The organism is Aeromicrobium sp. 50.2.37 (genome assembly GCF_024655735.1).
Taxonomy (GTDB): domain Bacteria; phylum Actinomycetota; class Actinomycetes; order Propionibacteriales; family Nocardioidaceae; genus Aeromicrobium.
Genome location: NZ_JANLGG010000016.1, coordinates 56,383 through 82,214, shown reverse-complemented (window position 1 = coordinate 82,214; position 25,832 = coordinate 56,383). Strand labels below are relative to the sequence as shown.

Genomic DNA, 25,832 nt, shown 5'->3' with positions numbered 1-25,832 from the left:
CGAGGTGCTGGTCGTTCACTCGCTGACGCTCGCTCATGGGGAGACTCCTGTGGTCGGCAGGCCCGTGGTCTCGGGGAGACCGAGGGCGAGGTTCATGGACTGGATGGCGCCGCCGGCGGTGCCCTTGACGAGGTTGTCGATGACGCTCGTCACGACGAGTCGACCGGCTGCCTCGTCGACGGCGACCTGCAGCTGCGCCGTGTTGGCGCCGAGTGTCGCGGCCGTGGTGGGCCACTGGCCCTCGGGCAGCAGGTGGACGAACGGCTCGCCCTGGCCGGGACCGCCGTAGGCCTCCTCGTAGACGGCCCGCACCCGGGCCGCGTCGACGCCGTCGGCGAGCCGCGCCGTGGACGTGGCGAGGATGCCGCGGGCCATCGGGACGAGCGTGGGGGTGAACGAGATCGTCACACCCTCGCCGCCGGCCTTCGTCAGGTTCTGCACGATCTCGGGCACGTGCCGGTGCACGCCCCCGACGCCGTAGGGCGAGGCGGCACCCAACCCCTCGGAGGCGAGCAGGTGGGCCTTGGGCGCCTTGCCGGCGCCGGAGAAGCCGTTGGCGAGCACCGCCACGAGGTCGTCGGCCGCCACGATCCCGGCGGAGACGGCCGGCTGCAGACCGAGGGTCACGGCGGTGACGTTGCAGCCGGGGACGGCGATGCGGCGGACCCCGGCGAGGTGGTCACGCTGGCGGCCGGCGCCCACGAACAGCTCGGGCAGGCCGTAGGGCCACGTGCCGGCGTGCTCGCTGCCGTAGAACGCGGTCCAGTCCTCCGCGCTCTCCAGGCGGTGGTCGGCGCCGCAGTCGATGACGAGCACGTCGTCACCGAGCTCGGCCGCGATGCGTCCGGACTCGCCGTGCGGCAGGCCGAGGAACACGACGTCGTGCCCGCCGAGCGTGGAGGCGTCGGTCGGCTGGATCACGCGGTCGGCGAGCGACACCAGGTGCGGCTGGTGCTCGCCCAGGCGCGATCCGGCGCTCGACGCGGCGGTGACCGCACCGATCTCGACGTCGGGATGGGCGCTGAGGAGCCGCAGCACCTCGCCACCGGCATAGCCGCTGGCTCCGGCCACGGCTGCTGTGAAGGTCGTCATCGGTCCACCTTGTCAGGTTCGATCGGTCGGGTGGGCGCGTCGGTCAGTCGGTGCCGAGCTCCATGGCGGCCGCGTCGAGCGCCTGCTCCCCCACTCCGCCGGCGCTGTCGGACCCGGCCGCAGGGTTGGCCTCGATCCGCATCGCACCACCGGCAGGGAGCTCGCCGAAGAGCGTGCCGTTCTCGACGAGCACCTGGCCCTGGTCGAGCGGCTGGCCGGCGTACATCTCGAGCTTCGCGCGGGAGTCGGCGATGTCGAGGTTGCGCATCGTGAGCTGCCCGATGCGGTCGGTCGGACCGAAGACCGCGTTGTCGGTGCGCTCCATCGACAGCTTCTCGGGGTGGTAGGAGAAGTTCTCGCCCTGCGTGTCGAGGATCGAGTAGTCCTCGCCCCGGCGCAGCCGCAGGGTGACGCTGCCGGTGACGAGCGAGGCGATCCAGCGCTCCACCGACTCGCGCAGCATCATCGACTGCGGGTCGAGCCAGCGTCCCTCGTACATGAGCCGTCCGAGCCGGCGTCCGTGGGCGTGGAAGTTGGCGATGGTGTCCTCGTTGTGGATCGCGTTCACGAGCCGCTCGTAGGCGATGTGCAGCAGCGCCATGGCCGGGGCCTCGTAGATGCCGCGGCTCTTGGCCTCGATGATCCGGTTCTCGATCTGGTCGGACATGCCGAGCCCGTGACGGCCGCCGATCGTGTTGGCCGCGTGCACGAGGGCCACGGGGTCGCCGCCGAAGGTGTCGCCGTCGATCGCGACGGGACGCCCGGCCTCGAAGGTGACGGTCACGTCCTCGGTGTCGATGTCGACCGACGGGTCCCAGAACTTGACGCCCATGATCGGCTCGACCGTCTCGAGCGAGACGTCGAGGTGCTCGAGCGTCTTGGCCTCGTGGGTGGCGCCCCAGATGTTGGCGTCGGTGGAGTAGGCCTTCTCCTGGCTGTCCCGGTAGGGCAGGTCCCGCTCGGTGAGCCACTGGCTCATCTCGGTGCGTCCGCCCAGCTCGTGGACGAACTCGGCGTCCAGCCACGGCTTGTAGATCCGCAGCGCGGGGTTGGCCAGCAGGCCGTACCGGTAGAACCGCTCGATGTCGTTGCCCTTGAACGTGGACCCGTCGCCCCAGATGTCGACGCCGTCCTCGTGCATGGCGCGCACGAGGAGCGTGCCGGTGACGGCACGCCCGAGCGGGGTCGTGTTGAAGTACGTGCGGCCGCCGGAACGGATGTGGAACGCACCGCAGGCGAGGGCCGCCAGGCCCTCCTCGACGAGCGGCTTCTTGATGTCGATGGCCCGGGCCAGCTCCGCGCCGTACTGCATCGCGCGACCGGGGATGCCCGAGATGTCGGGCTCGTCGTACTGGCCGATGTCGGCGGTGTACGTGCAGGGCACGGCGCCCTTGTCGCGCATCCACGCGACCGCGACGGAGGTGTCGAGCCCTCCGGAGAAGGCGATGCCGACGCGCTCGCCGACGGGCAGGGAGGTGAGGACCTTGGACATGCCTCACATTCTTGCATAAGGCTGCAAAGTCTTGCAGAGGGGGTGGGCCTGCGGCCGCTCGGGTGCTGCTCGACCTGCGGCTGCGCCTCCTCGGCCTCGACCCGTCCTGCGGCTGCGCTGCCGCGGCTCCGACTCCCCCTGCGCTCCGAAAGGGGCCTCGGCCGGCAGCCTGGGTGCGTGCCGGCCCGGGGTCTCGGAGCTTGGCGGGGTGGGCGGTAGGAGAGACACCGAATACGAGCGCGGAGGTAGGCCTGACACCTCAACGCGCGTCAATGAGGTGCCAGACCTACCTCCAGCCCGAGAATTCGGTGCCCTACCTACCGCCCCACCGGCCGTTCCGTGCCCTCCCTACCGCCCGACCCGGCCAGACCCCGAGACCCGAGGCCGGCACGCACCCAGGTCCCCGGTCGAGGCCCCTTGCGAGAACCACCACGACGAGGAGCCGAGGGGCGCAGCCGCAGGACGCGGGTCAGCGCAGCGTGCCCCCGAGGGCCTCGCCGGCGGCGACGAGCGCGGCACGCGCCTCGGCGATCTCGGCATCCTTGAGGGTGCGGTCCGGGGCGCGCAGCCGCACCGCGAAGGCGAGCGACTTCTGCCCCTCGGGCACCGGTGCCCCGGTGTACACGTCGAACAGTCGTACCGACTCGACCACCGCGTGGGCCGAGGCGAGCGCGGAGCGCAGGGCCTCGGCCGTCACGCCGGCGTCGACGATGAACGCGAGGTCCTCCTTGGCCACGGGGTAGGTCGAGAAGTCCGGGCGGGGCCCGACCTCGGGCGACGCCGCGAGCAGCGCGTCGAGATCGACCTCGCCCGCCACCGACCGCGCCGGGAGCCCGTACTCCTTCAGCACCGACGGGTGGAGCTCACCCGCGTGCCCGACGACTCGACCGTCGAGCACCAGTGCGGCGCAACGTCCCTGGTGGAACGGCGCGACCTGCGCCTGCTCGACCGTGAGGTCGACGTGCAGGGCGTCGGCGAGCCGGCGTGCCACCGCGACGGCGTCGGCCCAGGTGGCCGCCCGTCCCGGACCGGCCCAGCCGGAACGCTCCCGCTCCCCCGCCAGGACCCATCCGGCATGGAAGGGCTGGTCGGGCAGGGCCGCGTCGAGCGCGGCGATCTCGTCGCTCGTCGGCCTGCGGTCCGTGCCGTAGATCGGCGCGGCGGGAGCGCCGGGGCGTGGGTGGAAGACGCGCCCGATCTCGCTGATCTGCACCGCCTCGTGACCGCGGCCGACGTTGAGCGCAGCCGACCGGAGCAGGCCGACGAGGAGCGTGGTCGTGAGACCGGGCTCCTGCGCCGACAACGGGTTGGCCAGCAGCACCTGCCGGCGACGGGCGTCGTCGGCGGGCAGCGCGAGCCGGTCGAGGTCCGCCTCGCCCACGAAGGGCAGGGTGGTGACCTCCACCAGTCCGGCGCCCGCGAGCACGTGGCCCACACGCCGACGCAGCTCCTGGTGGCGGGTCAGGCCACGCCCACCCGTGGGCGTCGGCAGGACCGACGGCACCTGGTCGTAGCCCGCCGTGCGAAGCGCCTCCTCGACGAAGTCGTAGGGGTCGTTCAGGTCGAAGCGCCAGCTGGGCGGGGTCACGTGGAGGACGTCGCCGTCCTGCTCGACCATGCAGCCGTTGCGCTCGAACGTGCGCCGGGCGTCGTCGGCCGAGATCGGCACGCCGCTGATGCGGGCGGGCAGGTCGACGGGGACCGTGACGGCCGTGCGCGCCGGCGGCTCGCCGACCACGGTGGCGCCGGGCTCCAGGGTGCCGCCGCCGAGCTCCACCAGCAGCTCGGCCACGCGGGCCGCCCCGACGAGCGTGAGCTCGGGGTCGACGCCGCGCTCGTAACGCTTGGCGGCCTCCGAGGGCAGGCGGTGCCGCTTGACGGCGCGGAAGATGGTCACCGGGTCCCAGTACGCGGCCTCGACGACCACGGCGGTGCTCGTGTCCGAGAGCTCGGTCGAGGCGCCGCCCATGACACCGGCCAGACCGATGGGACCGGAGTCGTCCGCGATCACGAGGTCCTCGGGCGTGAGCGTCCGCTCGACGTCGTCGAGGGTCGTGAGGCTCTCCCCCGCACGGGCCCGGCGCACGACGATGTCGCCGCGGACCGTGTCGCGGTCGTAGCAGTGGTTCGGCTGGCCCAGCTCGAGCATGACGTAGTTGGAGACGTCGACGGCCAGGGAGATGGAGCGCATGCCGGCATCGGTGATGCGCCGGGCCATCCACGCGGGGGTGGGACGGGTCGGGTCGACACCCGAGACGACCAGCGTCGTGAAGACCGGGCAGCCCTCGGGATCCTCGACCCGCACGGGGTACGCCGGCACGTCTGCCGCGGGCACGGGACGGTCGGCGGGGTCGGTGAACGGCACGTCGAACGCGAGGGCGGCGTCGCGGGCGACACCGCGCAGGCTGAGGGCGTACGAGCGGTCGGGGTTGACCTCGAGGTCCAGGGTCTGGTCACCCAGCCCGAGGAGCGCCACGGCGTCGTCACCCGGCTCGGCCGACCCCGGCGCGAGCACGAGGATGCCTTCGGCCGACGTCTCGTCGTCCGGAAGCCCCAGCTCGCGGGTGGAGCAGATCATGCCGTCGGAGACGTGGCCGTAGGTCTTGCGCGAGCCGATCTCGAAGCCCATCTCGGGCAGGTAGGTGCCCGGGAGCGAGACGACCACCAGGTCGCCCACGCCGAAGTTGTGCGCACCGCACACGATGCCGCGCGAGGCGACGTCCTCGCCCGGCGCGTCGGGCACCGACGGCTCGTTCTGCTCGGGTCCGACGTCCACGCGGCACCAATTGATGGTCTTGCCGTTCTTCTGCTCCTCGGGACGCACCTCGAGCACGCGGCCGACCGTGAGCGGCCCGGTGATGCCGCCGCCCACGATCTCCTCGAGCTTGAGGTCGTACATCGTCAGTCGGTCGGCGATCTGCTCGGTCGTCACGGCAGGGGGGAGCTCGACGAGCGATCGCAGCCACTCCACAGGGACGCGCATGTCTACAGACCAACTCCGAACGGCTGGGTGAAGCGGATGTCGCCGTCCCACAGGTCGCGCATGTCGGCGATGTCGTAACGGCTGATGATGGTGCGGTCCAGGCCCATGCCGAAGGCGAAGCCCGAGTACTCCTCGGGGTCGACGCCACACGCGACCAGGACGCGCGGGTTGACCACGCCACAGCCGCCCCACTCGATCCAGCCCTCCCCGCGACAGGTGCCACAGTCCGCGACGGCGTCGGCGGCGTTGCGGCAGACGTAGCAGAGCAGGTCGACCTCCGCGCTGGGCTCGGTGAACGGGAAGTACGAGGGACGGAAGCGCGTCGTGATCTCGTCGCCGTACACGGCCGACGCGAAGTGGTCGAGCGTGCCCTTGAGGTGCGCCATCGACAGACCACGGTCGATCGCCAGGCCCTCGACCTGGTGGAAGACCGGCATGTGCGTGGCGTCGGCCTCGTCGGTGCGGTAGACGCGTCCGGGGCAGACGACGTAGATCGGCGGCGTGCGGGTGAGCATCGTGCGCGCCTGCACCGGCGACGTGTGCGTGCGCAGCACCAGCGCGGCACTCTCCGGCTCGACCCAGAACGTGTCCTGCATCGTGCGCGCCGGGTGGTTCGGGCCCAGGTTGAGCGCGTCGAAGTTGAGCCACTCGGCCTCGACCTCGGGGCCCTCCGCGACCTCCCAGCCCATCGCGACGAAGATGTCGGCGACGTGCTCCCGGATGGTGGTGATGGGGTGCCGGGATCCGATCGGCTCGACGTCGGTCGGCAGCGTCACGTCGACGGTCTCCTCGACCAGACGACGCTCCTCCTCGACCGACTCGAGCTCCGTGGAGCGAGCGGCGAGTGCCTGGTTGACGGCCCCGCGCGCCTGTCCGACCCGCTGCCCCGCGTCCTTGCGGGCCTGAGGGGGGAGCGCGCCGATCTCGCGGTTCGCGAGCGCGAGCGGGGAGCGGTCGCCGGTGTGGGCGATGCGCACCTGCTTGAGCGCGTCGAGGGAGTCGGCGGCGGCGATCGCGGCGAGGGCGGCATCGCGCACACGCGCGACCTCGGCCTCGCCCAGCGCGGCGACCTCGACGGGGTCGTAGTCGGAGTTCGGGGCGGACACCCCAGCAGTCTAGTGAGCCGGTCACCCGGACGGACCGGCCCGGGTCGCGGTGGCCGGGCCCGTGTCGGTCAGTCGGTCAGGGCGTCGGGCTCGTTGACCGGCACCCAGACCCGGATGCAGGCGCCCCCACCGTCCGCGTCGCCGATCTCGATGCGCCCGCCGTGCTCCTCGACGATGCCGCGCACGATGTACATGCCGAGCCCGCTGCCGGCCCCGGGGCCGGAGCGCCAGAAGCGGCTGAACACGCGCTGGCGCATCTCCTCGGGGATGCCGGGACCCTGGTCGTGGATCTCGAGCACCGCTCCCCCGCCTCCGGCAGCGGCGTCCTCGCCCAGGTGCTCGACGACGACCTTCTTCAGACCGTGCCCGTGGCGCATGGCGTTCTCGATCAGGTTGGTGGCCACCTGGGTCATCCGGTCGGCGTCGCCCCACACCAGGTGCGGCTCGCCGACCGTGGTCAGCTCGAAGGGCTCGCCACCGGCCGAGGCGCTGCGCAGCACTCCCCTGACGACCTCGTCGAGCTTCACGGGTCCGCGACGCAGGGTGAGCCGGCCCGCGTCGATGCGGGCGGCGTCGAGCAGCTCGGTGATGAGTCGGCTGAGGCGGTCCGCGTCGGAGTCGACCGTCTCGAGCATGAACTGACGCTGCTCCTCGGAGAAGCGGTCCCACTTCGACAGGAGGGTGGCGGTGAAGCCCTTGATGCCCGTGAGGGGCGACCGCAGCTCGTGCGCGACGGTGGCCACCAGGTCCGAGCGCTCACGGTCCCGCTGGTTGCGCACCTTCGCGTTGCGCACGCTCGCGATGACCTTGACCACCGTGCCGCCGGGCCGGTCGCGCACCAGTCGGGCGGTCACGAGGTACTCGCTGCCTCGTGGCGAGTACCAGGACTGCTCGGAGAGCCGGTTCCTGATGTTCAGCCCGTCGTAGGGACGGGTGGAGTCGTACCAGCTGTTGCCGTTCAGGTCGTCGAACGGCATGGCGTCGGACAGGTGCATCCCGAGCATCTCGCCCGGCGCGGCCCGCGCCATCTTCTCGATGCGTCCGTTGACGTACTCGACGATCCCGTCCGCTCCGGCGATGACCACGCCGTCGGGGAAGTCGTCGAGGTCCATGGAAGGAATCTAGTACGAATGAACTACACGCGACGAGCGCCGCGGGCCGACGCGAGCTCGACGAGGGCGAGGTTGCCGTCGACGTGCTCGCCGGACGGACCCTCGACGACGTCCTCCAGCCCGATGCGCGTGGAGACCCCGAGCTCGACCGCGAGGTCCAGCATCGGCCAGGCCGAGCGGCCCTCTCCGTGCAGCAGGACCGGGAGGCCGGTCGGACGCACCAGCTCCAGCAGCGTCTCGGCCGTCGCGCGCTGGTCGGGGGCGTCGGCCAGCTCGAGCAGCACGACCGACGTCTGCTCGCGCCACGAGGACGCCAGCCAGTCGCGGGCTGCGTCCTCGGTCCAGAGGCCGGCACTCACCTGGACCCCGCGGTCGACGAGTGCGGCCGCGAGATCCACGGCGTCACGCTCGTGCCAGTTGACCGACGCGTGGTCCGGCAGCACCGTCCACGCGGCCACGGCGCGGGCCGGCGAGGTTCCACCGGTCCACGCCCACGCACCCGTCGTGACCCCCACCGGGACGTCCACGACGGCGCGGACGGCCTCGACCCAGCGCGCGACGTCGGCCGGCTCGAGGCTGTCGCGTCCGTCGCCCGTGCGCGGGTGCACGTGCAGGTCCTGGGCGCCGGCGGCGACGACGGCGGCGGCGTCGGCCGCGCAGGCCTCGGCGGTGACCGGCACCCCAGGGTGCTCGTCGGCGTCGCGGGACCCGTTCAGGCAGCACTGCAGGACGGTGGTGGTCATCGGTCCCCTTGCGCACGCGCACTGGCGTAGAGGCACACCGCGGCTGCGGTGGCCAGGTTCAGGCTCTCGGCCCGACCGAGGATCGGCACGGCCACGGCGAGGTCGGCGGCGTCGCGCACCTCGGCCGGCAGTCCCTGGGCCTCGTTGCCCATGACCCAGGCCGTCGGGGCGGCCAGGTCGAGACCCGAGCCCTCGCGGTCGGCGTCGAAGAGGTCGACGTCGGCGTCGCCGTCGGTGGCGAGCACCTGAAGTCCGCGTGCACGGAGCGCGTCGAGCACCTCGCCGTGGTCGCGGTGGACCACGACCGGCAGGTGGAACAGGCTGCCGGCACCGGCCCGGACGGCCTTCGGGTTCGTGGGGTCGACGCTGTCGGCCGACAGGACCACGGCGTCCGCCCCGGCGGCGTCGGCGCACCGGATGACCGCACCGGCGTTGCCGGGGTCGCGCATGTCGTGGCACACCACCACGAGGCGTGCCTCGTCCGGCACGGCCTCGAGCCCCCTGACGACCGTGCGGCACACGGCCACGATGCCCTGGGGCGTGGTGGCGTCGGCGACCTCGGCGAGCACCTCGTCGTCGACCACCGTCCAGGTGACGGAGGCGGCGTCGGCCGCCTGGTGCAGGAGCGGGTGTCGCTCCTGCGCCGCGGCGGTGGCGAAGACCTCGAGCACCACGTCGGGCGCGGCGAGGGCCTCACGGACGGCCTGCGGGCCCTCGGCGAGGAACTCGCCGGTCTCGGCCCGGAAACGCCGCGTGGCAAGCCGTCGAGCACGCTTGATCCGTCCACTGCGGACGGTCACGGTGTGCTCGGGGCTTGCCACGGGCGTGGGTGCGAGGGCGGTCAGGCCGACGCGTCTTCCTTGGGCGCGTTCACGTCGGCCGGAAGGTTGTCCTTCGCGACCTGGACGAGCGCGCTGAACGCGGCCGGCTCGTTGACGGCCAGCTCGGCGAGCATCTTGCGGTCGACCTCGACACCCGCGGCCTTCAGGCCCTGGATGAAGCGGTTGTACGTGAGGCCCTCGGCGCGGACGGCAGCGTTGATGCGCTGGATCCAGAGACGACGGAAGTCGCCCTTCTTGGCCTTGCGGTCACGGTAGTTGTAGACCAGGGAGTGAGTGACCTGCTCCTTGGCCTTGCGGTACAGGCGCGAGCGCTGGCCACGGTAGCCGGACGCCCGCTCGAGGGTCTCGCGGCGCTTCTTCTGCGCGTTGACGGAACGCTTGACGCGTGCCATAGGGGTTCTCCTTCGGGTGGGGTGCGGTCAGCGACCGAGCAGCTTCTTGACCATCTTGGTGTCGGCCTTGGACACGTCGACCGTGCCGTCGAGACGGCGGGTGCGGGTGCTGGGCTTGTGCTCCAAGAGGTGCCGGCGGCCGGTCTGCTCGCGACGGAGCTTGCCCTTGCCGGTGATCTTGACGCGCTTCTTCATGCCCGAGTGGGGCTTGAACTTCGGCATCTCATGCCTCCATGTCTGGGTCGAGGTTCTCGCTTCGACGCCGGGGCTTCTTCGGCGTCGCAGTCTTCTTCTGGGCCTCACGGTGCGCCTTGTCGGCGGCCGCCTCGGCCTCGCGCTCCGCGGTCTTCTCCGCGGTCTTCTCGGCCTTCTCGGCCTTGACCTCGGCCTGGGCCTCGGACTTCTTCTTCAGCGGCGCGAGCACCATCGTCATGTTGCGACCGTCCTGGCGCGGGTGCGCCTCGACGACGCCGAGGTCAGACACGTCCTCGCCCAGCTTCTGCAGCAGGCGGTACCCGAGCTCGGGTCGGTGCTGCTCGCGGCCGCGGAACATGATCGTGATCTTGACCTTGTCGCCCGCCCTCAGGAACCGCACGACGTGACCCTTCTTGGTGTCGTAGTCGTGCTGGTCGATCTTCGGACGAAGCTTCATCTCCTTGATGATGGTGTTCGTCTGGTTGCGTCGTGACTCGCGTGCCTTCTGGGCGGCCTCGTACTTGAACTTGCCGTAGTCCATGAGGCGGCACACCGGGGGGCGGGCCGTCGGGGCGACCTCGACGAGGTCGAGGTCGGACTCGGCAGCGAGGCGCAGGGCGTCCTCGATGCGGACGATGCCGACCTGCTCACCGCCGGGTCCGACGAGCCGGACCTCGGGTACGCGGATGCGGTCGTTGACGCGCAGCTCTGTGCTGATGGATCCTCCTGTGGTCTGTGTCCAGGAGGCCCACGACAATGGCCCCCGTCCGACAGGACGGAGGCCACCGATGCACGCCGTCGGTGCGAACCGAACAGCGTCGCTCGGCCGGGCGTACCGGCCGAGGTACCCCCCGATCCGCGGATCGAGCAGGTGGGAGGTGGGCCTCCACTTCCCTCCCAGCATAGCAAACCCTCGCGCCCTCGTGAAAATCGGCGCACCGGCACGGCTCGGCAGCGGTCCGGGACGGCCGACATCGGGGCGAAACACCGCGGACGCCGCCGGGCAACACCGGCCGCTCACCATGGGCCCAGGAGGTGTCGACATGAGGTGGAGGGTCAGGGCCACGTTCCCGGATCGGCCCGGTCTGCTGGGCCGGATCGCGCTGGCATGCGGGGAGGCCGACGTGAACATCGTGGGGATGCAGGTCTTCTCGACCCGTCCCACGGTGACCGACGAGTTCGTCGTCGAGGCAGGCGACGACTGGACCGACGTCGCCCTCGCGGAGCTCTTCGTCGGGGCCGGCGGCACCGCCGTCGCGGTCACCCGTGCCGACGAGGACGCCGTGCTGGACACGCCGACGCGCTACCTCGACGCCGTCCACCAGGTCCTGGAGGAGGGACGCGACGTCGAGGACGTGCTCGCCGAGCTGCTCGCCACCGAGCCGCCCGACGTGGCCGACTACGCGGGCCACGACGTGCTGGACCTGCGGCGGCGCAACGGCACCGCCCTGAGGATCAGCCGAGCGGTCCCCTTCACGGCGGTCGAGCGGGCGCGCGCCCAGGCCCTGCTGTCGCTCGTGAGCGACGCCGGCGTCGACGTCCCCCTCATCGCACCCTCGCCACGCCACCCGATGCCCCTGGTCCGTCCGGCCGGACTCGCCGACATCGAGGCCGTGGCGGCGCTGCACGAGCGGTGCAGCGTCGACACCCTCTACACGCGCTACCAGGTGCCGCTGCGGATGCCGATGACCACGCGGATGGCGCGACGGCTCGTGACGCCCGAGCACGGCCTCGCGCTCGTCGTCCAGGTCGGTCTCGACCTGGTGGGTCACGGGGTCCTCGAGCCGCTCGAGGACCGGTTGGTCTTCCAGCTGCTCGTCGAGGACGCCTGGCAGGGGCGCGGCTTCGGCACGTTGCTGGTCAAGCACGCGGCGCGGCACGCCAAGGCGCAGGGCGCCGAGCACCTCACCTTCGTGTCGGCCGGGTCCAACGACATGCTGCTGCGTGCCGTGGGCGCGGCCGGCTTCGTCGCCCGGGTGGAGCGCCACGATGCCGCCGTGCACATCACCGTCCCGCTCGCCGGCGTTCGGGCGGCCGAGAGCGCGTGAGGTGATCCTGCTGGCTGCCGCCCTGCCTCGGCTCGTCCTACGGCTGGGCGGTGGATGACGCGCGGATACGAGGCCGCTTTCCGCGCGGCCGCTACCTTCGAGGTCAGGAGGACGAGAGCCGCTGCCCGGCCGCACCAGCCGTCGAGACCGTGCTCAGCCCCCGGTCACCCAGGCGTGGCCGACCTCGGTGGACACCAGCCGGTCCCCCGCCGCCAGGTGTCGCAGGTCGTCGGTCTCCACGACCTGGAAGTGCGGGGAACCGAGGTCGAGCAGCAGCGCGGCGGCGCCCTCGGACTGCGCCGCCACGGCGGCCGCCTGGCCCCACACGGGGACCGGCCGAGCCTGTGGGTTCCAGCGTGTCATCGCCTCGAGGCTGCTGAACGTCAGCAGCGCCTGGCGGCCGTCGGCGCCGGTCATGAGCACCGCGGCCATGTCGGCGTCCTTGTCCCCGGTGGTGAGGGCCTCGGGGCCGGCGGCCTGGCTCGCGGCCCCGAGCGTGGCGACCACGGGCACGAAGACGCGTACGGAGCCGAGGACCGCCAGGACGGCCACGGTGTCGCCCAGGGCAGCACCGAGTCGAGGATCGAGCCGTCCGTCGTCGTCGGGGAACGCCGGCTCGGCCAGCGAGCGGCCGGTCACGGGACGCGCCGCACCAGGTCGTCGACGACCTGACGCACCCGGCCGTGGCCGCTCGTGCCCTGCAGGGCGAAGAGCATGAGCCGCTCGTCGTCGACCGTCACGAGGGTGGGCCAGGGAGCGCCCTCCCCGAAGGCGAAGCCCTTCACCCGGTTCCACGGCACGTGGTGCGTGCGGTACCCGTTCACGACCTCGAGCTCGTCGTCGGAGACGGTCACCCGGCTGCGTCCGATGCCGTGCAGGATCGCGATGAAGACCGCGATGGAGCCGTACAGCGTGAGCGCCTGCGACAGCGTGACCTGGGCGCGGATCTCCTGCGGCAGCGCGAGGGTGATCGCGACCGACATCGCCACCAGGGCCACGCAGGACCCGTAGGCGACGTAGCGGGTCCCGCCGGGACGGTGGGTGGTCATACCCGGCACGCCAGGATGTCGGTCACGAGGATCCCGCGGGCGCCCAGCTCGTAGAGGCTGTCCATGATCTTCTGGGCGGCGTCGCGCGGCACCATCGAGCGCACCGCGACCCACCCCTCACGATGCAGGGGCGACACGGTGGGCGACTCGATGCCCGGCGTGAGCTCGACCGCCCGCTCGACGTGCTCCGCGCGGATGTCGTAGTCCATCATCACGTACGTCCGGGCGACGAGGACGCTGTCGAGCCGGCGCTTGAACACGGCGTACCCGTCGGGCTCGACGGCCTCGGCCCCGCCGCGCGTGATGAGAACGGCCTCGGACGAGAGGATCGGGTCGCCGAACACCGCGAGGTCGGCCTGGCGCAGCGTGCTCCCGGTCTCGACGACGTCGGCGATCGCGTCGGCCACGCCGAGGCGGATGGAGGACTCGACCGCACCGTCGAGGCGGACCACGGTCGCCGAGACACCGCGTGCGCCCAGGTAGTCCTGCACGATGACGGGGTACGAGGTCGCGATCCGCTTGCCCTCCAGCTCGGCGATGGCGGACATGGACCCGGTGGGCGCGGCGAAGCGGAACGTCGAGGCCCCGAACCCGAGCCCGATCTGCTCGGTCGCCGGGGCTGCGGAGTCGAGCAGGAGGTCGCGGCCGGTGATGCCGACGTCGAGCGTGCCCTCCCCCACGTAGACGGCGATGTCGCGCGGACGCAGGTAGAAGAACTCGACGTCGTTGTCGGCGTCGACGAGGACGAGGTCCTTGGTGTTGCGGCGCTGGCGGTAGCCCGCCTCCGCGAGGATCTGGCTCGCGGCGTCGGACAGGGCGCCCTTGTTGGGAACGGCCACTCTCAGCATGGTGGTGACTTTCTGACGAAGGGGGTCGGGCCCGACCGGCGTCCGCCACGACGGGGGACGGTGACCGGATCGCACGACAGCGGCACGGCCCGAGGAGGTGCTGGGTCCGCTGTCGTCACAGATGCGCGTAGACGTCGTCGAGCGAGATGCCGGCGGCGATCATCATGACCTGGGCGTGGTAGAGCAGCTGGCTGATCTCCTCGGCCGTGCGCTCGGGGCCCTCGTGCTCGGCGGCCATCCAGGACTCGGCGGCCTCCTCGACCAGCTTCTTGCCGATCGCGTGCACGCCGGCATCGAGCTCGGCGACGGTGCGCGAGCCCTCGGGCCGGTCGCTGGCCTTGGCGGCGAGCTCGGCGAACAGGTCGTCGAAGGTCTTCATGGTGACCTCAGTCTAGGGAGGCCAGCGTGCGCAGGGTCGCCCAGGTCGACAGCGCGGCCTCGGCGGCCTCGCGACCCTTGTCCTCGACGCTGCCCTCGAGCCCGGCGCGGTCGAGCGCCTGCTGCTCGGTGTCGCACGTCAGCAGACCGAAACCCACCGGCACACCCGTGTCGAGGGACACCCGCGCGAGGCCGTCGGTGGCTGCGGCCGAGACGTACTCGAAGTGAGGTGTGCCGCCTCGGATGATCACGCCCAGGGCCACGACCGCGTCGAAGCCGGCCGCCGCGCACCCCTGGGCGACCAGCGGCAGCTCGAACGAACCGGCGGCCCGCACGAGCGTGGCGTCGGTGACCCCGGCGTCCGACAGGGCGCGCTGGGCGCCCGCGATCAGGCCGTCCATCACCTGGTCGTGCCAGCTGGAGGCCACGACGGCCACCCGGGCCCCCGTGGCGTCGACCTGCAGGGTGGGTGCTCCGTGTCCGCTCATGCCGTCGTTCCCGTCGTCTCGTCGAGGCCCAGGTCGGGCAGGTCGTGACCCATCCGCTCCGCCTTGGTCCTCAGGTACTGGATGTTCTCGGCGGTCGGCTGGATCTGCAGGGAGATCCGCTCGGCCACCTTCACGCCGTAGGCCTCCAGCTGCGTCGCCTTGTCCGGGTTGTTGGTGAGCAGCCGGACCGAGCCGATGCCGAGGTCGCGCAGCATCTGGGCGCCGGCGGCGTAGTCGCGCTCGTCCTCGCCGAACCCGAGGGCGAGGTTGGCGTCGACCGTGTCTCGGCCGGCGTCCTGCAGGGCGTAGGCCTGCAGCTTGTGCAGCAGACCGATCCCTCGGCCCTCGTGACCGCGCAGGTACACCACCACGCCCGCCCCCTCGGCCTTGACCGCCGCCATGGACGCCTGGAGCTGGGGCCCGCAGTCGCAGCGCCGCGAGCCGAACACGTCGCCGGTCAGGCACTCCGAGTGCAGACGGACCAGCACGCTCGCACCCTCTGCGGCCGCCGCGGCGAGGTCTCCGTGCACGAGGGCCACGTGCTCGGCCCCGTCGATCGTGTCGCGGAAGCCGTGTGCGGCGAAGGTGCCGAACTCGGTGGGGAGCGTCGTCGTGGCGAGTCGCTCGACCTGGGACTCGTGCAGACGCAGGTGCACCTGCAGGTCCTCGATCGACACGAGGGCCAGGTCGTGCTCGTCGGCGAACGCGCGCAGGGCGGGCGCCCGCATGAGGGTGCCGTCGTCGTGCACGACCTCGCCGATCACGCCGACCGGCGTCAGGCCCGCGAGCCGGGTGAGGTCCACCGCGGCCTCGGTGTGTCCGGCGCGCGCCAGGACGCCACCCTCCTTCGCACGCAGGGGCAGCACGTGGCCCGGCATGACCAGCTCGAACGGCTCGGTCGCCGAGTCGGCGAGCACCCGGACCGTGCGCGCCCGGTCGGCTGCCGAGATGCCGGTGGTGATGCCGTCGCGGGCGTCGATCGAGATCGTGTAGGCGGTGCGCATCATCTCGCGGTTGTGCGGCGTCATGAGCGGAATGCCGAGCCGGTCGAGGATGGCCCCCGGCGCGGGTGCGCACACGTAGCCGCTGGAGTACCGCACCAGGAAGCCCATCAGCTCCGGCGTGGCCTTGCTCGCGGCGAAGATGATGTCGCCCTCGTTCTCGCGGCCCGGGTCGTCGACCACCACGACGGCCTTGCCGTCGCGGATGTCGGCGATCGCCCGCTCGATGCTGTCGAGGCGGACCGTGTCGCCGCCGGCGTCCGAATACGTCGTCATGACTGCTGCTCCTTCGGGAGGCGGGCGGCGAGCAGCCGCTCCACGTACTTGGCGAGGACGTCGACCTCGAGGTTCACCGCGTCGCCGGGGGCGAGGGTGCCGAGCGTCGTGTCCGCGAGGGTGGTGGGGATGAGGGAGACCGAGAACCAGGCGTCCGCCGCCCCCGGCCCGGCACCCCCGCCGGGGGCAGTGTCGTCCGCCGCCCCCGGCCCGGCACCCCCGCCGGGGGCGTCGACGACCTCGACGACCGTGAGCGACACCCCCTGGACCGTGATCGAGCCCTTGGGGACCAGGTAGCGGGCCAGCTCGGTCGGCAGGGAGAAGCGCAGCACGTCCCAGTGCTCGCTCGGCGTGCGGTCGACCAGCGCTCCGGTGCCGTCGACGTGCCCCTGCACGATGTGCCCGCCCATGCGCGCACCGGCCTGCATGGCGCGCTCGAGGTTGACCTCGTCACCGACCTCCAGGCCACCGAGCGACGTGCGGTCGAGCGACTCGGCCATGACGTCGGCGCTGAAGACGTCGCCGTCCCCCTCCTGCGACGACAGGGCCATGACCGTGAGGCAGCAGCCGTTCACGGAGATCGAGGCGCCGTGCGTCGCGTCGGCCGTGACGACGGGGCCGCGCACCGAGAGGCGCACGGAGTCGCCGAGCGGCTCGATCGCCGTGACGACGCCCTTCTCCTCCACGAGTCCGGTGAACATCAGGGCATCTCCTCACGTGGGGCACGGCCCGGCGTGCCGATGATGCGGATGTCGGGGCCGATCCGCGCGACGTCGTGCAGGTCGATGGGACGCAGGTCGGCCAGCGTCGCCGCCTCGCCCTCCAGCGCCGCCCGGCCCGATCCGAGCATCGCGGGAGCGATGTAGCCGATCACGCGGTCGACCAGGCCCGCGTTCCAGAACGCGCCGGCCAGGCGGGGACCGCCCTCGAGCCACACGTGCCGGATGCCGTTCTCGACCATCTTCGCGAGCACCTCGTCGGGCTCGCGGCTCTGCACGAGCAACGTCGGCGCCACCCGGTCGAACACCCGGTAGTACGAGGGGATGTGGGTCTCCCCCACCACGACGCGCAACGGCTGCTGGTCGTACGGGAGCGGGAGGTCGTCGGCGTCGCGGACGGTCAGGCGCGGGTCGTCGGCCAGGACCGCGCCGGTCCCGGCCATGATCGCGTCGGCACCGGCACGGAAGCGCTGCACGTCGCGTCGGGCCTCGGCCGAGGTGATCCACTTGCTCGAGCCGTCGGGAGCGGCGCTCAGGCCGTCCATGGTCGCGGCGTACTTCCAGGTGACGAAGGGGCGACCGTGGGTGAGGGCGAAGGTCCACTCCACGTTCAGCTCGGCGGCCTCGTCGGCGAGCAGCCCGGACTCGACCTCGACGCCGGCCGCCCTCAGGCGGTCGGCGCCACCTGCGGCGTCGGGGTTCGGGTCGGTCTGGGCGAACACGACCCGGGCCACCCCTGCCTCCAGCAGCGCCTCGACGCACGGGCCGGTGCGCCCGGTGTGCGCGCACGGCTCGAGCGTGACGACCGCCGTGGCCCCACGCGCGGCGTCGCCGGCCTGCTGGAGCGCGTCGACCTCGGCGTGCGGCGTCCCCGCACCCCGGTGCAGGCCGACCGCCAGCTGCTCCCCCGCGGGAGTCAGCAGGACGCACCCGACCCGAGGGTTGGGAAGCGCGCGAGGCACGGAGCGCGCGGCGTCGATCGCCACGCGCATGGCCTGCTGCTCGGTGCCGCTGCGTCCAGCCTCGGTGCCCATCGTGTCCTCCGGTCGGGCTCGCCGATCCGGGGTCGTCGGGTCGGGGCACGGGTCCGCTCGGACCCGGCGCCAGACCCCGCGTGTGCCTCTCATCCGGACTTTCACCGTCGGTACCGGAGTTCCACCGGTTCAACCATCCTCCCGAAGGAGGGCGGGTCGCGGACTATGACCGCCGGCTCGGAATTGCACCGACCCCGGAACACGCGAGCTGTTGCTCGTACGGCGAAAGTGTAGCCGGGCGCACGAGACCCTCGGCCGCCGTCTCCCGATGAGAGACCGGGACCACGTCCCGAGGCGTCCGTCTCAGTGGCGGCAGGCGGCGTCGGCGAGCCCGCGCAGCGTCTCGACCATGGCGCCGGGGTCGTCGGCGCCGAACACCGCGGAGCCGGCGACGAAGGTGTCGGCACCGGCCTCGGCGCACCGCTCGATGGTCTCGACCGAGACCCCGCCGTCGACCTGCAGCCAGATCTCGCCGCCGGTGCGCTCGATGAGCTCACGCGTGCGGCGGATCTTCGGCAGGCACAGGTCGAGGAACTTCTGACCACCGAACCCGGGCTCGACGGTCATGACGAGCACCATGTCGAGCTCGGGGAGCAGGTCGGCGTACGGCTCGATGGGGGTGGCCGGCTTCAGCGCCATGGACGCGCGTGCACCCTGCGCGCGGATCTCGCGCGCCAGCCGCACGGGCGCGTGCGCGGCCTCCACGTGGAAGGTGACGCTGCCCGCTCCGGCCTCCACGAACTGCGGTGCCCAGCGGTCCGGGTCGGCGATCATCAGGTGAGCGTCGATCGGCTGGTCGGCCGCCTTGCTCAACGCCTCGATGACCGGGGCCCCGAGCGTCAGGTTGGGCACGAAGTGGTTGTCCATGACGTCCATGTGCAGCCAGTCGGCCGTCGGGATCCGCGCCGCTTCACCCGCCAGGTTCGCGAAGTCGGCGTTGAGCAGGCTCGGCGTGATCTGGATGGCCATGGCCGACAGCGTAGTGGCGTCCCGTTCCCGGCGGTCAGCGGCGGCGCAGGAGCGCGAGGAACATGGCGTCGGTGCCGTCGCGGTGCGGCCACCAGCGGTGCACCGACTCGAGCGTGGCGACGCCGGGGCCCACCGACTCCACCACCTCGAGGGTCTCCTGGACCAGGGGCGAGCACGTGGCGTAGCCGACGACCCCGCCAGGACGCGTCAGCTCGACGGCACGGCGCAGCAGGTCGCGCTGCAGCGGCACGAGCGAGGCGAGGTCGTCGGGCGAGCGTCGCCAGCGCGACTCCGGGCGTCGGCGCAGTGCACCCAGCCCGGTGCAGGGGGCGTCCACGAGCACGCGGTCGAACGAACCCGGCTCCCAGGGTCCCTCGCGGCCGTCGTGGACGGTGACCTCCACGTCGGGAAGGGCGCGCAGCCCCTGCCGCACCAGCTCGGCCCGGTGCGGCTGGACCTCGTTGGCGACGAGGTGGGCACCTCGCTGCGCGGCGAGCGCCCCCAGGAGGGCCGCCTTGCCACCGGGTCCCGCGCAGAGGTCGAGCCACCGGGCGTCCGGTCCCTCGAGCGTCACCTCCGCCAGGGTGACCGCGACCATCTGCGACCCCTCGTCCTGCACACCGGCCAGGCCGTCGCGCACGGCGGCGACGTCGCCCGGGTCTCCCCCGTCGAGCACGCGCGCGTAGGGAGAGACCGAGCCGGGCCGCCCGGGGAGCCGCGCGGGGTCGACCAGACCGGGACGAGCCACGAGCGTGACGCGAGGCGGGACGTTGTCGGCCGCGAGCAGCTGCTCCAGCTCGTCGGCGGCGTCGACGGACCGCAACGCGGTCCGCAGACCACCGACGATCCAATCCGGGTGGGAGTACCGCACGGCGAGCGCATCGTCACCGGCGCGACCTTGCAGGATGCGTTCGAGCCACGTGTCCAGGTCGTCGGCCGCGATCTTGCGCATGACCGCGTTCACCAGTCCGGCCGTCTTGTGCCCCACCACGCGTCGCACGAGGCTCACGCTCGTGGAGACCGCGGCGTGCGACGGGACCCGCATCGAGAGCGCCTGGTGGGCGCCGAGCCGCAGCACGTCGCGCACCTCGGGGTCGAGAGGTCGGTTGACGAGGGAGTCGATCACGGCGTCGTAGGTGCCCCGCAGACGCAGCGTGCCGTGCACGAGCTCGGTCGCGAACGCGGCGTCGCGGCCCTCGATGCGGCGTTCGCGCAGCAGCTGCGGCAGCAGGAGGTTGACGTACGCGTCGCGCTCGTCGGCCGCCCGCAGCACGTCGTACGCGACGCCGCGGGACGGGTCGCTCACGAGGTCCTCCTCATGACAGCACCGCGCCGGGCTCGATCGACGTGCCGCGCGCCCAGTCCGCGGCCGACATGGCCCGCTTGCCGGTGGGCTGCACCTGGCCGAGGACCACGTCGGTCGTCGCGGTGCCGACCCGGACCTCGTGCTTGTCGGCCCGCACCTCACCCCGCGCGAGGGTGTCCTCGGACGTCGGCGAGACCGGTCCGAGCTTGATCCGCTGGTCCCCCAGCACGGACCACGCGCCCGGAGCAGGAGTGCACCCGCGGACCTGGCGGTCGACCGCGAAGGCCGGGCGGGTCCAGTCGACGTGCGCGTCGTCGGTGGTGAGCTTCGAGGCGTAGGAGACGCCGTCGTCGGGCTGGGACACCGCCGCGGCGTCACCGTCCTCGACGTGGTCGATCGCGTCGACCAGCAGTCGGGCGCCCTCGTGCGCGAGCCTGTCCAGGAGCGTCCCGGCGGTGTCGTCCTCGCGGATGCGCTCGGTGATCGTGCCGAGCACAGGCCCGGCGTCGAGCGCCTCGACGAGGCTGAAGACCGTGGCCCCGGTGACCTCGTCGCCGGCCATGATCGAGCGCTGCACCGGCGCGGCACCGCGCCAGGCGGGCAGCACCGAGAAGTGCAGGTTGAGCCAGCCGTACTCCGGGACGTCGAGCGCCTCACGTCGCAGCAGCGCCCCGTAGGCGACGATCGGGCAGCACGCCGGACCGATCTCGCGCAGGCGGTCGAGGAAGGCCGGGTCGTCGGCACGGGCGGGCTTGAGGACCTCGATGCCGAGCTCCTCGGCGCGGGCCGCGACGGGTGAGGGGTGCAGGGTGCGGCCCCTGCCCTGACGCGCGTCGGGGCGGGTGATCACCGCCGCCACGTCGTGCCGGCTGTCCACCAGCGCCTCCAACGAGGGCAGGGCGGTCTCGGGGGTACCTGCGAACACGATCCTCACGTCGGCCGAGTCTAGGGCGTGCGCCCACGCCGGCCGAGCGGGCAGGACGTGCCGGGGTCAGAAGGCGTGCGGGTCGATCCTGACCCGCAGGGGCGGGATCTTGGCCGCCGAGCGCCCGGACTGCACGTCCTTGAGGGCCGCCGCCAGCGCAGGGCCGTCGCGGCGCGGTGTGCGCAGCACCAGCCGATCGTGCTCCGGCTCCCCCGGGCGCGTCGGCACCGGGACCGGCCCCAGGACCTCGGTGGCCCCCGGCCAGGACCTGGACGCGAGCTCGGCGACGACGTCGGCGGGCGCCTCGACCACCGCGACACGCGCCACCGGGGGCAGGTGCGCCTCGGCGCGCTCGGCCAGCTCGCGCTCGGCCAGACCGGCGGGGTCGGCGCGCACCAGACCCTGCAGCGTGGCCGGGTCGCCCACCGCTACCGCCGCGGCACGCTCCCGTGCCAGCGCCAGGGCGTTGAACCACCGCCGGTGCGCCTCCTCGCCGACCCGCAGGTCGTCGCGGCCCAGCGCCAGCCAGGTGTCCATGAGCACCACGAGCGCGTACCCACCCTCGACCCGCGGCTCGGCACCCGGCGTGGCGAGGACGAGGACGTCGCCGGGCGGTGCCTCCGCCAGGACGTCGGCGCCTCCGGAGGTGACGACCGCACGGTCGGGGAAGGCCGCCGCGTACTCCTCCGCCGTCCGCAGCTGGCCCACGACGGGTGCGCGCAGCCTGGCGGAGCCGCACGTCGGGCACGTCCACCGCGGAGCCTCGGTGCCGCACCACCGGCAGGCCAGGGTGGCGCCACGGCCACCCTGCGCAAGCGGACCGTCGCAGGCCGTGCACCGCGCCGGGGTCCGGCAGTCCTGACAGCTCAACGACGTGCGGTACCCGCGACGCGGCACCTGGACCAGCACCGGGCCGTCGGCGCGGCGCACCGCGGCGAAGACCTCGTGCGGCAGCCGCGCCGGGGCGCCACCGGCCACGCTGCCGTCGGTGACGTCGAGACGCGGCCACGCACGGCGTCGGGTGACGGCCTCGGCCCGCAGCGACCGTGCCCAGCCCGAGCCGACGATCGACTGCGCCTCGGCCGTGCGCGCGTAGCCGCCGACCAGCACCGCGGCGTCCTCGCGCACCGCCCGGGTGAGCAGGACCTCGCGCGCGTGCAGGTACGGCGCCCGAGGCTCGACGTAGAGGTCGTCACCGTCGTCCCAGACGGCCACGAGACCCAGGTCGTGCACGGGCGCGAACGCAGCGGCTCGCGTGCCCAGCACCACCGACACCTCGCCCCGCGCCACGGCGAGGAACGACCGGTAGCGCTCGGCCGGCTTCTGGCCCGACGAGAGCACCACGTGGCGCCCGTGGCCGAGGACCGACGTGAGTGCTGCGTCCCAGTGGTCGAGCTCGCGCGCGTCGGGCACGCAGACCACCGTCCCCCGCCCCGACCGCAGCGTGGCGAGAGCGGCCTGCGCGACCGCGACGGCGGGGTCGCGCAGGGGCAGCGCCTCCCACACCACCCGGGGCGAGGCGCCCGACTCCAGCGCGTCGAGGAGGCCCGGTCCGTCCGGCCACAGGTGCCAGACCTCGTCGTCGACGCCCGGCAGGTCGTCGTCCGGGCGCGGCACCGAGGGACGCGCCTCGACCTTGGCCTGGCGCGGCGGCACCGCCAGCCGCAGGACGTCGGACAGCGTGCCGGCCCAGCGGTCGGCCACCTCGCGGGCGAGTCCCAGCACCTCGGCACTCAGCACGGGCTCGGCCGAGACGACCTTGGTGAGCGGCGCGAGACGTCCCTCGTGGGCGGTGGTCTCCCCCAGGCCGACGACGTAGCCGTCGGTCGCGCGCCCGGCGAAGCGGACCTTGACCCGGCACCCGGGGACGGGCTGCGGGTCGAGCTCGGGTGGGACGGCGTAGTCGAACAGCCGGTCCAGGTGCGGCAGCGGGGTGTCGACCGCGACCCGCGCGATGCGGACCGGCGCGACCTCGCCCGGCCGCTCGTCGGCACCCTCCTCGAGGGGCACCGACGGCGGCACAGGCTCGGGAGCCGCGAGGAGCTCGAGCTGGTCGCCGGTGGTCACGCGGACTGTCTACCAGGCGGTCCGGACGGTGGGCTCGGGGTCCGGCTGGGTCAGTGGTAGGTGGCCCGCGCTACCGGAGCCCCCAGAGGTAGGCCACCCGCGGATGGAGGCGTCGTGTCCGCGGGTGTCCTACCTGACCCCCGGGACCGCCCGCAGCCAGGCCGTCGGCCCGCCGCACAGCACGACCGCCCGCCACCCACGAGGGGCGACGGGCGGTCGAGGGACGCGGTCAGGCGTGCGCGGCGGCCTTCAGGGCCTCGGCGCGGCCGGTGTCCTCCCACGGGAGGCCGGGGCGGCCGAAGTGGCCGTACGCGGCGGTCTGCGCGTAGATCGGGCGCAGCAGGTCGAGGTCGCGGACGATCGCGCCCGGACGCAGGTCGAAGACCTCGAGCACGGCCTCGCGGATCTTGTCGACCGGGACCGTCTCGGTGCCGTAGGTGTCGACGTAGAACCCGACCGGGTGTGCCACGCCGATCGCGTACGCGACCTGCACCTCGGCCTTGGTGGCCAGGCCGGCGGCCACGATGTTCTTGGCGACCCAGCGCATCGCGTACGCGGCGGAGCGGTCGACCTTGCTCGGGTCCTTGCCCGAGAACGCGCCGCCGCCGTGACGGGCGTAGCCGCCGTAGGTGTCGACGATGATCTTGCGACCCGTCAGGCCGACGTCGCCCATGGGGCCGCCGATGACGAAGCGGCCCGTCGGGTTCACGTGCAGCTTGTAGTCGCTGGAGTCGATGTCGTACTGCGCGAGCACCGCGTCGATGACGTGCTTCTTGATGTCCCCACGGAGCTGGCCGTCGAGGTCGATGCCCTCCTCGTGCTGGGTGGACACCACGATGGCCTCGACGCGCTTGGGCTTGTCGTCGTCGCCGTACTCGATGGTCACCTGCGTCTTGCCGTCGGCGCGCAGGTAGGGCAGCGTGCCGTCCTTGCGGACGGCCGTGAGCTGCTCGGCGAGGCGGTGCGCGATCGTGATCGGCAGCGGCATCAGCTCGGGGGTCTCGTCGATCGCGAAGCCGAACATCAGGCCCTGGTCGCCGGCGCCCTGGAGGTCGAGCGGGTCGACCGAGCCGTCGGCGCGGTTCTCGAACGCGGCGTCGACGCCCTGGGCGATGTCGGCGCTCTGCGCGTCGAGCGTCACCTGCACGGCGCAGGACTCACCGTCGAAGCCCTTGACGGAGGAGTCGTAGCCGATCTCGAGCACCCGGTCGCGGGCGATGCGCGCGATGTCCACGTAGGCCTCGGTCGTGACCTCGCCACCGACCAGCACCAGGCCGGTCGTCACGTAGGTCTCGCACGCCACGCGGCTCTTGGGGTCCTCGGCGAGCAGCGCGTCGAGCACGCTGTCGCTGATCTGGTCGGCGATCTTGTCGGGGTGGCCCTCGGTCACCGACTCGGACGTGAAGAAGCGGCTCACTCGATCTCTCCTGGTGGGGTGGGGTGCGCGTACGGTGCACCGGCGGATGCCGGGACGCGTGCGACAGGTGGTTCCTCGGGGAGTGTAACGACGCTCAAGGCGTGACGTTCCGCCGTCCCGAGCGGCGGACGACCTCGTCCCAGACGGCGTGCGCCAGGGCGCTCTTCGGACCGCGCGGCACGGCGACCTCGGCCCCGTCGGAGCCGAGGATGACGGCCTCGTTGTCGTCCTGGCCGAACACCTTGCCGTCGCTGACGTCGTTGACCACCAGCAGCTCGCAGCCCTTGCGCTCGAGCTTGGCCCGGGCGTGGTCGGCCACGCTCCCGTCGGCGTCGCCGGTCTCGGCCGCGAAGCCGACGACGAACGGGGTCGCGTCACCGGTGCGGTCGCGCACCAGCCCGGCGAGGATGTCGGGGTTCTCGACGAGCTCGATGACGGGGGTGCGGCCGTCGTCGCGCTTCTTGATCTTGTGGCCCGACACGTCGGCGGGCCGGAAGTCGGCGGGAGCGGCGGCCATGACCACGACGTCGGCGGATCGGGCCGCGTCGACCACGGCGGCCTGCAGCTCGGCGGTGGTGACGACCTCGACGACGTCGACACCCGCAGGCAGGGGCACCGACACGTTCGCGGCGACCAGACGCACGGTGGCGCCTCGTGCCAGCGCGGCCTGGGCGATCGCGATGCCCTGGCGCCCCGACGAACGATTGCCCAGGTACCGGACGGGGTCGAGGAACTCGCGGGTTCCTCCCGCGGAGACCACGACGTGCAGGCCGGCGAGGTCCTGGGTGGGCGCGTCGAGCAGGGCCCGGCAGGCCGCGAACAGCTCGTCGGGCTCGGGGAGTCGACCCTTGCCGGTGTCGCTGCCGGTGAGTCGGCCGGCCGCGGGCTCGATGACCACGACGCCGCGCGAGCGAAGCGTCTCGACGTTGGCCTGGGTGGCGGCGTGCTCCCACATCTCGGTGTGCATGGCCGGGGCCAGCACCACGGGGCAGCGCGCCGTGAGCAGCGTGTTGGTGAGCAGGTCGTCGGCCAGGCCGTGGGCGGCCTTGGCCAGGAGGTCGGCCGTTGCGGGTGCCACCACGACGAGGTCGGCCTGCTGGCCGAGCCGCACGTGGGGCACCTCGTGCACGTCGGCGAAGACCTCCGTGGACACGGGCTGCCCGCTGAGCGCCTCCCACGTGGGGGCACCCACGAACTGCAGCGCGGACCGGGTGGGCACGACGCGCACGTCGTGGCCGGACTCGGTGAACAGGCGCAGCAACGACGCCGCCTTGTAGGCGGCGATGCCGCCGGCGACGCCGAGCACGACGCGAGGTCGGTCCGGCACCCCGGCCGCGGGATCGGTCATGA

25 protein-coding genes and 1 riboswitch are annotated in these 25,832 nt (G+C 72.8%); of the genes, 1 reads left to right on the top strand and 24 read right to left on the bottom strand.

Features of this window, described 5'->3' with window-relative positions:
- Positions 1-33 precede the first annotated feature (33 nt).
- The 10 genes from argC to infC all read right to left on the bottom strand — a co-directional run bounded on the left by argC (position 34) and on the right by infC (position 10,714).
- A complete protein-coding gene (gene argC / locus NUV38_RS10370; RefSeq protein WP_257729050.1) occupies positions 34-1,092 on the bottom strand; it encodes an N-acetyl-gamma-glutamyl-phosphate reductase in 1,059 nt (352 codons plus the stop codon).
- Positions 1,093-1,135: 43 nt separating this feature from the next.
- The gene (gene argG / locus NUV38_RS10365) at positions 1,136-2,584 is read right to left on the bottom strand and encodes an argininosuccinate synthase (protein WP_257729049.1); all 1,449 of its coding nucleotides are present in this window, start codon (positions 2,582-2,584) and stop codon (positions 1,136-1,138) included.
- A gap of 469 nt (positions 2,585-3,053) precedes the next feature.
- Positions 3,054-5,567: a phenylalanine--tRNA ligase subunit beta gene (pheT, locus tag NUV38_RS10360; RefSeq protein WP_257729048.1), complete on the bottom strand. Its 2,514-nt coding sequence runs from the start codon at positions 5,565-5,567 to the stop codon at positions 3,054-3,056.
- Between the two features lie 2 nt (positions 5,568-5,569).
- Positions 5,570-6,673 (bottom strand): phenylalanine--tRNA ligase subunit alpha, encoded by a 1,104-nt coding sequence (gene pheS / locus NUV38_RS10355; RefSeq protein WP_257729047.1) that lies wholly within the window; start codon positions 6,671-6,673, stop codon positions 5,570-5,572.
- 68 nt (positions 6,674-6,741) lie between these two features.
- The gene (locus NUV38_RS10350) at positions 6,742-7,785 is read right to left on the bottom strand and encodes an ATP-binding protein (protein ID WP_257729046.1); all 1,044 of its coding nucleotides are present in this window, start codon (positions 7,783-7,785) and stop codon (positions 6,742-6,744) included.
- Between the two features lie 23 nt (positions 7,786-7,808).
- Positions 7,809-8,528, bottom strand: coding sequence for a 3-keto-5-aminohexanoate cleavage protein (locus NUV38_RS10345; RefSeq protein ID WP_257729045.1), 720 nt, complete (start codon positions 8,526-8,528; stop codon positions 7,809-7,811).
- Complete coding sequence (locus NUV38_RS10340) at positions 8,525-9,328, bottom strand: RNA methyltransferase (RefSeq protein ID WP_257729044.1); 804 nt, start codon at positions 9,326-9,328, stop codon at positions 8,525-8,527. The genes NUV38_RS10345 and NUV38_RS10340 overlap by 4 nt, the downstream gene beginning before the upstream one ends.
- A 41-nt stretch (positions 9,329-9,369) precedes the next feature.
- On the bottom strand, positions 9,370-9,762 hold the full coding sequence (gene rplT, locus NUV38_RS10335; protein WP_257729043.1) for a 50S ribosomal protein L20: 393 nt from the start codon (positions 9,760-9,762) through the stop codon (positions 9,370-9,372).
- A 27-nt stretch (positions 9,763-9,789) separates the two neighbouring features.
- Positions 9,790-9,984 carry a 50S ribosomal protein L35 gene (gene rpmI, locus NUV38_RS10330; RefSeq protein WP_055970371.1) on the bottom strand — a complete coding sequence of 65 codons (195 nt, stop codon included), beginning with the start codon at positions 9,982-9,984 and terminating at the stop codon, positions 9,790-9,792.
- A 1-nt stretch (position 9,985) separates the two neighbouring features.
- Positions 9,986-10,714 (bottom strand): translation initiation factor IF-3, encoded by a 729-nt coding sequence (infC, locus tag NUV38_RS10325; RefSeq protein ID WP_257729042.1) that lies wholly within the window; start codon positions 10,712-10,714, stop codon positions 9,986-9,988.
- A 286-nt stretch (positions 10,715-11,000) separates the two neighbouring features.
- Here infC and NUV38_RS10320 point away from each other — a divergent pair, with 286 nt between their 5' ends.
- Entirely contained in the window at positions 11,001-12,005 is a 1,005-nt protein-coding gene (locus tag NUV38_RS10320) for a GNAT family N-acetyltransferase (protein WP_257729041.1), read from the top strand.
- A gap of 153 nt (positions 12,006-12,158) precedes the next feature.
- Here NUV38_RS10320 and NUV38_RS10315 read toward each other — a convergent pair whose 3' ends face one another.
- The 14 genes from NUV38_RS10315 to coaBC all read right to left on the bottom strand — a co-directional run bounded on the left by NUV38_RS10315 (position 12,159) and on the right by coaBC (position 25,830).
- The gene (locus tag NUV38_RS10315; protein ID WP_257729040.1) at positions 12,159-12,644 is read right to left on the bottom strand and encodes an SseB family protein; all 486 of its coding nucleotides are present in this window, start codon (positions 12,642-12,644) and stop codon (positions 12,159-12,161) included.
- Entirely contained in the window at positions 12,641-13,054 is a 414-nt protein-coding gene (locus tag NUV38_RS10310; protein WP_257729039.1) for a PH domain-containing protein, read from the bottom strand. The genes NUV38_RS10315 and NUV38_RS10310 overlap by 4 nt, the downstream gene beginning before the upstream one ends.
- Entirely contained in the window at positions 13,051-13,902 is an 852-nt protein-coding gene (hisG, locus tag NUV38_RS10305) for an ATP phosphoribosyltransferase (protein ID WP_257729038.1), read from the bottom strand. The genes NUV38_RS10310 and hisG overlap by 4 nt, the downstream gene beginning before the upstream one ends.
- A 115-nt stretch (positions 13,903-14,017) precedes the next feature.
- The gene (locus NUV38_RS10300) at positions 14,018-14,281 is read right to left on the bottom strand and encodes a phosphoribosyl-ATP diphosphatase (protein ID WP_055970382.1); all 264 of its coding nucleotides are present in this window, start codon (positions 14,279-14,281) and stop codon (positions 14,018-14,020) included.
- Between the two features lie 7 nt (positions 14,282-14,288).
- A complete protein-coding gene (gene ribH / locus NUV38_RS10295) occupies positions 14,289-14,768 on the bottom strand; it encodes a 6,7-dimethyl-8-ribityllumazine synthase (RefSeq protein ID WP_055970385.1) in 480 nt (159 codons plus the stop codon).
- On the bottom strand, positions 14,765-16,045 hold the full coding sequence (locus tag NUV38_RS10290; protein ID WP_055970387.1) for a bifunctional 3,4-dihydroxy-2-butanone-4-phosphate synthase/GTP cyclohydrolase II: 1,281 nt from the start codon (positions 16,043-16,045) through the stop codon (positions 14,765-14,767). The genes ribH and NUV38_RS10290 overlap by 4 nt, the downstream gene beginning before the upstream one ends.
- A complete protein-coding gene (locus NUV38_RS10285; RefSeq protein ID WP_257729037.1) occupies positions 16,042-16,746 on the bottom strand; it encodes a riboflavin synthase in 705 nt (234 codons plus the stop codon). The genes NUV38_RS10290 and NUV38_RS10285 overlap by 4 nt, the downstream gene beginning before the upstream one ends.
- Positions 16,746-17,798, bottom strand: coding sequence for a bifunctional diaminohydroxyphosphoribosylaminopyrimidine deaminase/5-amino-6-(5-phosphoribosylamino)uracil reductase RibD (gene ribD, locus NUV38_RS10280; RefSeq protein ID WP_257729036.1), 1,053 nt, complete (start codon positions 17,796-17,798; stop codon positions 16,746-16,748). The genes NUV38_RS10285 and ribD overlap by 1 nt, the downstream gene beginning before the upstream one ends.
- A gap of 76 nt (positions 17,799-17,874) precedes the next feature.
- A riboswitch (FMN riboswitch) is annotated at positions 17,875-18,005 on the bottom strand.
- A gap of 96 nt (positions 18,006-18,101) precedes the next feature.
- Entirely contained in the window at positions 18,102-18,767 is a 666-nt protein-coding gene (gene rpe / locus NUV38_RS10275) for a ribulose-phosphate 3-epimerase (protein ID WP_257729035.1), read from the bottom strand.
- 34 nt (positions 18,768-18,801) lie between these two features.
- On the bottom strand, positions 18,802-20,073 hold the full coding sequence (locus tag NUV38_RS10270; protein WP_257729034.1) for an RsmB/NOP family class I SAM-dependent RNA methyltransferase: 1,272 nt from the start codon (positions 20,071-20,073) through the stop codon (positions 18,802-18,804).
- 10 nt (positions 20,074-20,083) lie between these two features.
- Entirely contained in the window at positions 20,084-21,007 is a 924-nt protein-coding gene (fmt, locus tag NUV38_RS10265) for a methionyl-tRNA formyltransferase (protein WP_257729033.1), read from the bottom strand.
- A gap of 57 nt (positions 21,008-21,064) precedes the next feature.
- Entirely contained in the window at positions 21,065-23,065 is a 2,001-nt protein-coding gene (locus tag NUV38_RS10260; RefSeq protein ID WP_257729032.1) for a primosome assembly protein PriA, read from the bottom strand.
- Positions 23,066-23,294: 229 nt separating this feature from the next.
- Positions 23,295-24,482 (bottom strand): methionine adenosyltransferase, encoded by a 1,188-nt coding sequence (gene metK, locus NUV38_RS10255; protein WP_055970400.1) that lies wholly within the window; start codon positions 24,480-24,482, stop codon positions 23,295-23,297.
- A 94-nt stretch (positions 24,483-24,576) separates the two neighbouring features.
- Positions 24,577-25,830: a bifunctional phosphopantothenoylcysteine decarboxylase/phosphopantothenate--cysteine ligase CoaBC gene (gene coaBC / locus NUV38_RS10250; protein ID WP_257729031.1), complete on the bottom strand. Its 1,254-nt coding sequence runs from the start codon at positions 25,828-25,830 to the stop codon at positions 24,577-24,579.
- Between the last annotated feature and the right edge of the window lie 2 nt (positions 25,831-25,832).

Bases quoted from the DNA above. Each gene is read 5' to 3' on its own strand.
- argG (WP_257729049.1), bottom strand. From the start codon at position 2,584: ATGTCCAAGGTCCTCACCTCCCTGCCCGTCGGCGAGCGCGTCGGCATC.
- NUV38_RS10345 (WP_257729045.1), bottom strand. From the start codon at position 8,528: ATGACCACCACCGTCCTGCAGTGCTGCCTGAACGGGTCCCGCGACGCC.
- rpmI (WP_055970371.1), bottom strand. From the start codon at position 9,984: ATGCCGAAGTTCAAGCCCCACTCGGGCATGAAGAAGCGCGTCAAGATC.
- coaBC (WP_257729031.1), bottom strand. From the start codon at position 25,830: ATGACCGATCCCGCGGCCGGGGTGCCGGACCGACCTCGCGTCGTGCTC.
- NUV38_RS10310 (WP_257729039.1), bottom strand. From the start codon at position 13,054: ATGACCACCCACCGTCCCGGCGGGACCCGCTACGTCGCCTACGGGTCC.
- NUV38_RS10285 (WP_257729037.1), bottom strand. From the start codon at position 16,746: ATGTTCACCGGACTCGTGGAGGAGAAGGGCGTCGTCACGGCGATCGAG.
- hisG (WP_257729038.1), bottom strand. From the start codon at position 13,902: ATGCTGAGAGTGGCCGTTCCCAACAAGGGCGCCCTGTCCGACGCCGCG.
- pheT (WP_257729048.1), bottom strand. From the start codon at position 5,567: ATGCGCGTCCCTGTGGAGTGGCTGCGATCGCTCGTCGAGCTCCCCCCT.
- NUV38_RS10290 (WP_055970387.1), bottom strand. From the start codon at position 16,045: ATGACGACGTATTCGGACGCCGGCGGCGACACGGTCCGCCTCGACAGC.
- rplT (WP_257729043.1), bottom strand. From the start codon at position 9,762: ATGGCACGCGTCAAGCGTTCCGTCAACGCGCAGAAGAAGCGCCGCGAG.
- NUV38_RS10300 (WP_055970382.1), bottom strand. From the start codon at position 14,281: ATGAAGACCTTCGACGACCTGTTCGCCGAGCTCGCCGCCAAGGCCAGC.
- rpe (WP_257729035.1), bottom strand. From the start codon at position 18,767: ATGGCCATCCAGATCACGCCGAGCCTGCTCAACGCCGACTTCGCGAAC.
- NUV38_RS10320 (WP_257729041.1), top strand. From the start codon at position 11,001: ATGAGGTGGAGGGTCAGGGCCACGTTCCCGGATCGGCCCGGTCTGCTG.
- argC (WP_257729050.1), bottom strand. From the start codon at position 1,092: ATGACGACCTTCACAGCAGCCGTGGCCGGAGCCAGCGGCTATGCCGGT.
- ribH (WP_055970385.1), bottom strand. From the start codon at position 14,768: ATGAGCGGACACGGAGCACCCACCCTGCAGGTCGACGCCACGGGGGCC.
- NUV38_RS10350 (WP_257729046.1), bottom strand. From the start codon at position 7,785: ATGGACCTCGACGACTTCCCCGACGGCGTGGTCATCGCCGGAGCGGAC.
- ribD (WP_257729036.1), bottom strand. From the start codon at position 17,798: ATGGGCACCGAGGCTGGACGCAGCGGCACCGAGCAGCAGGCCATGCGC.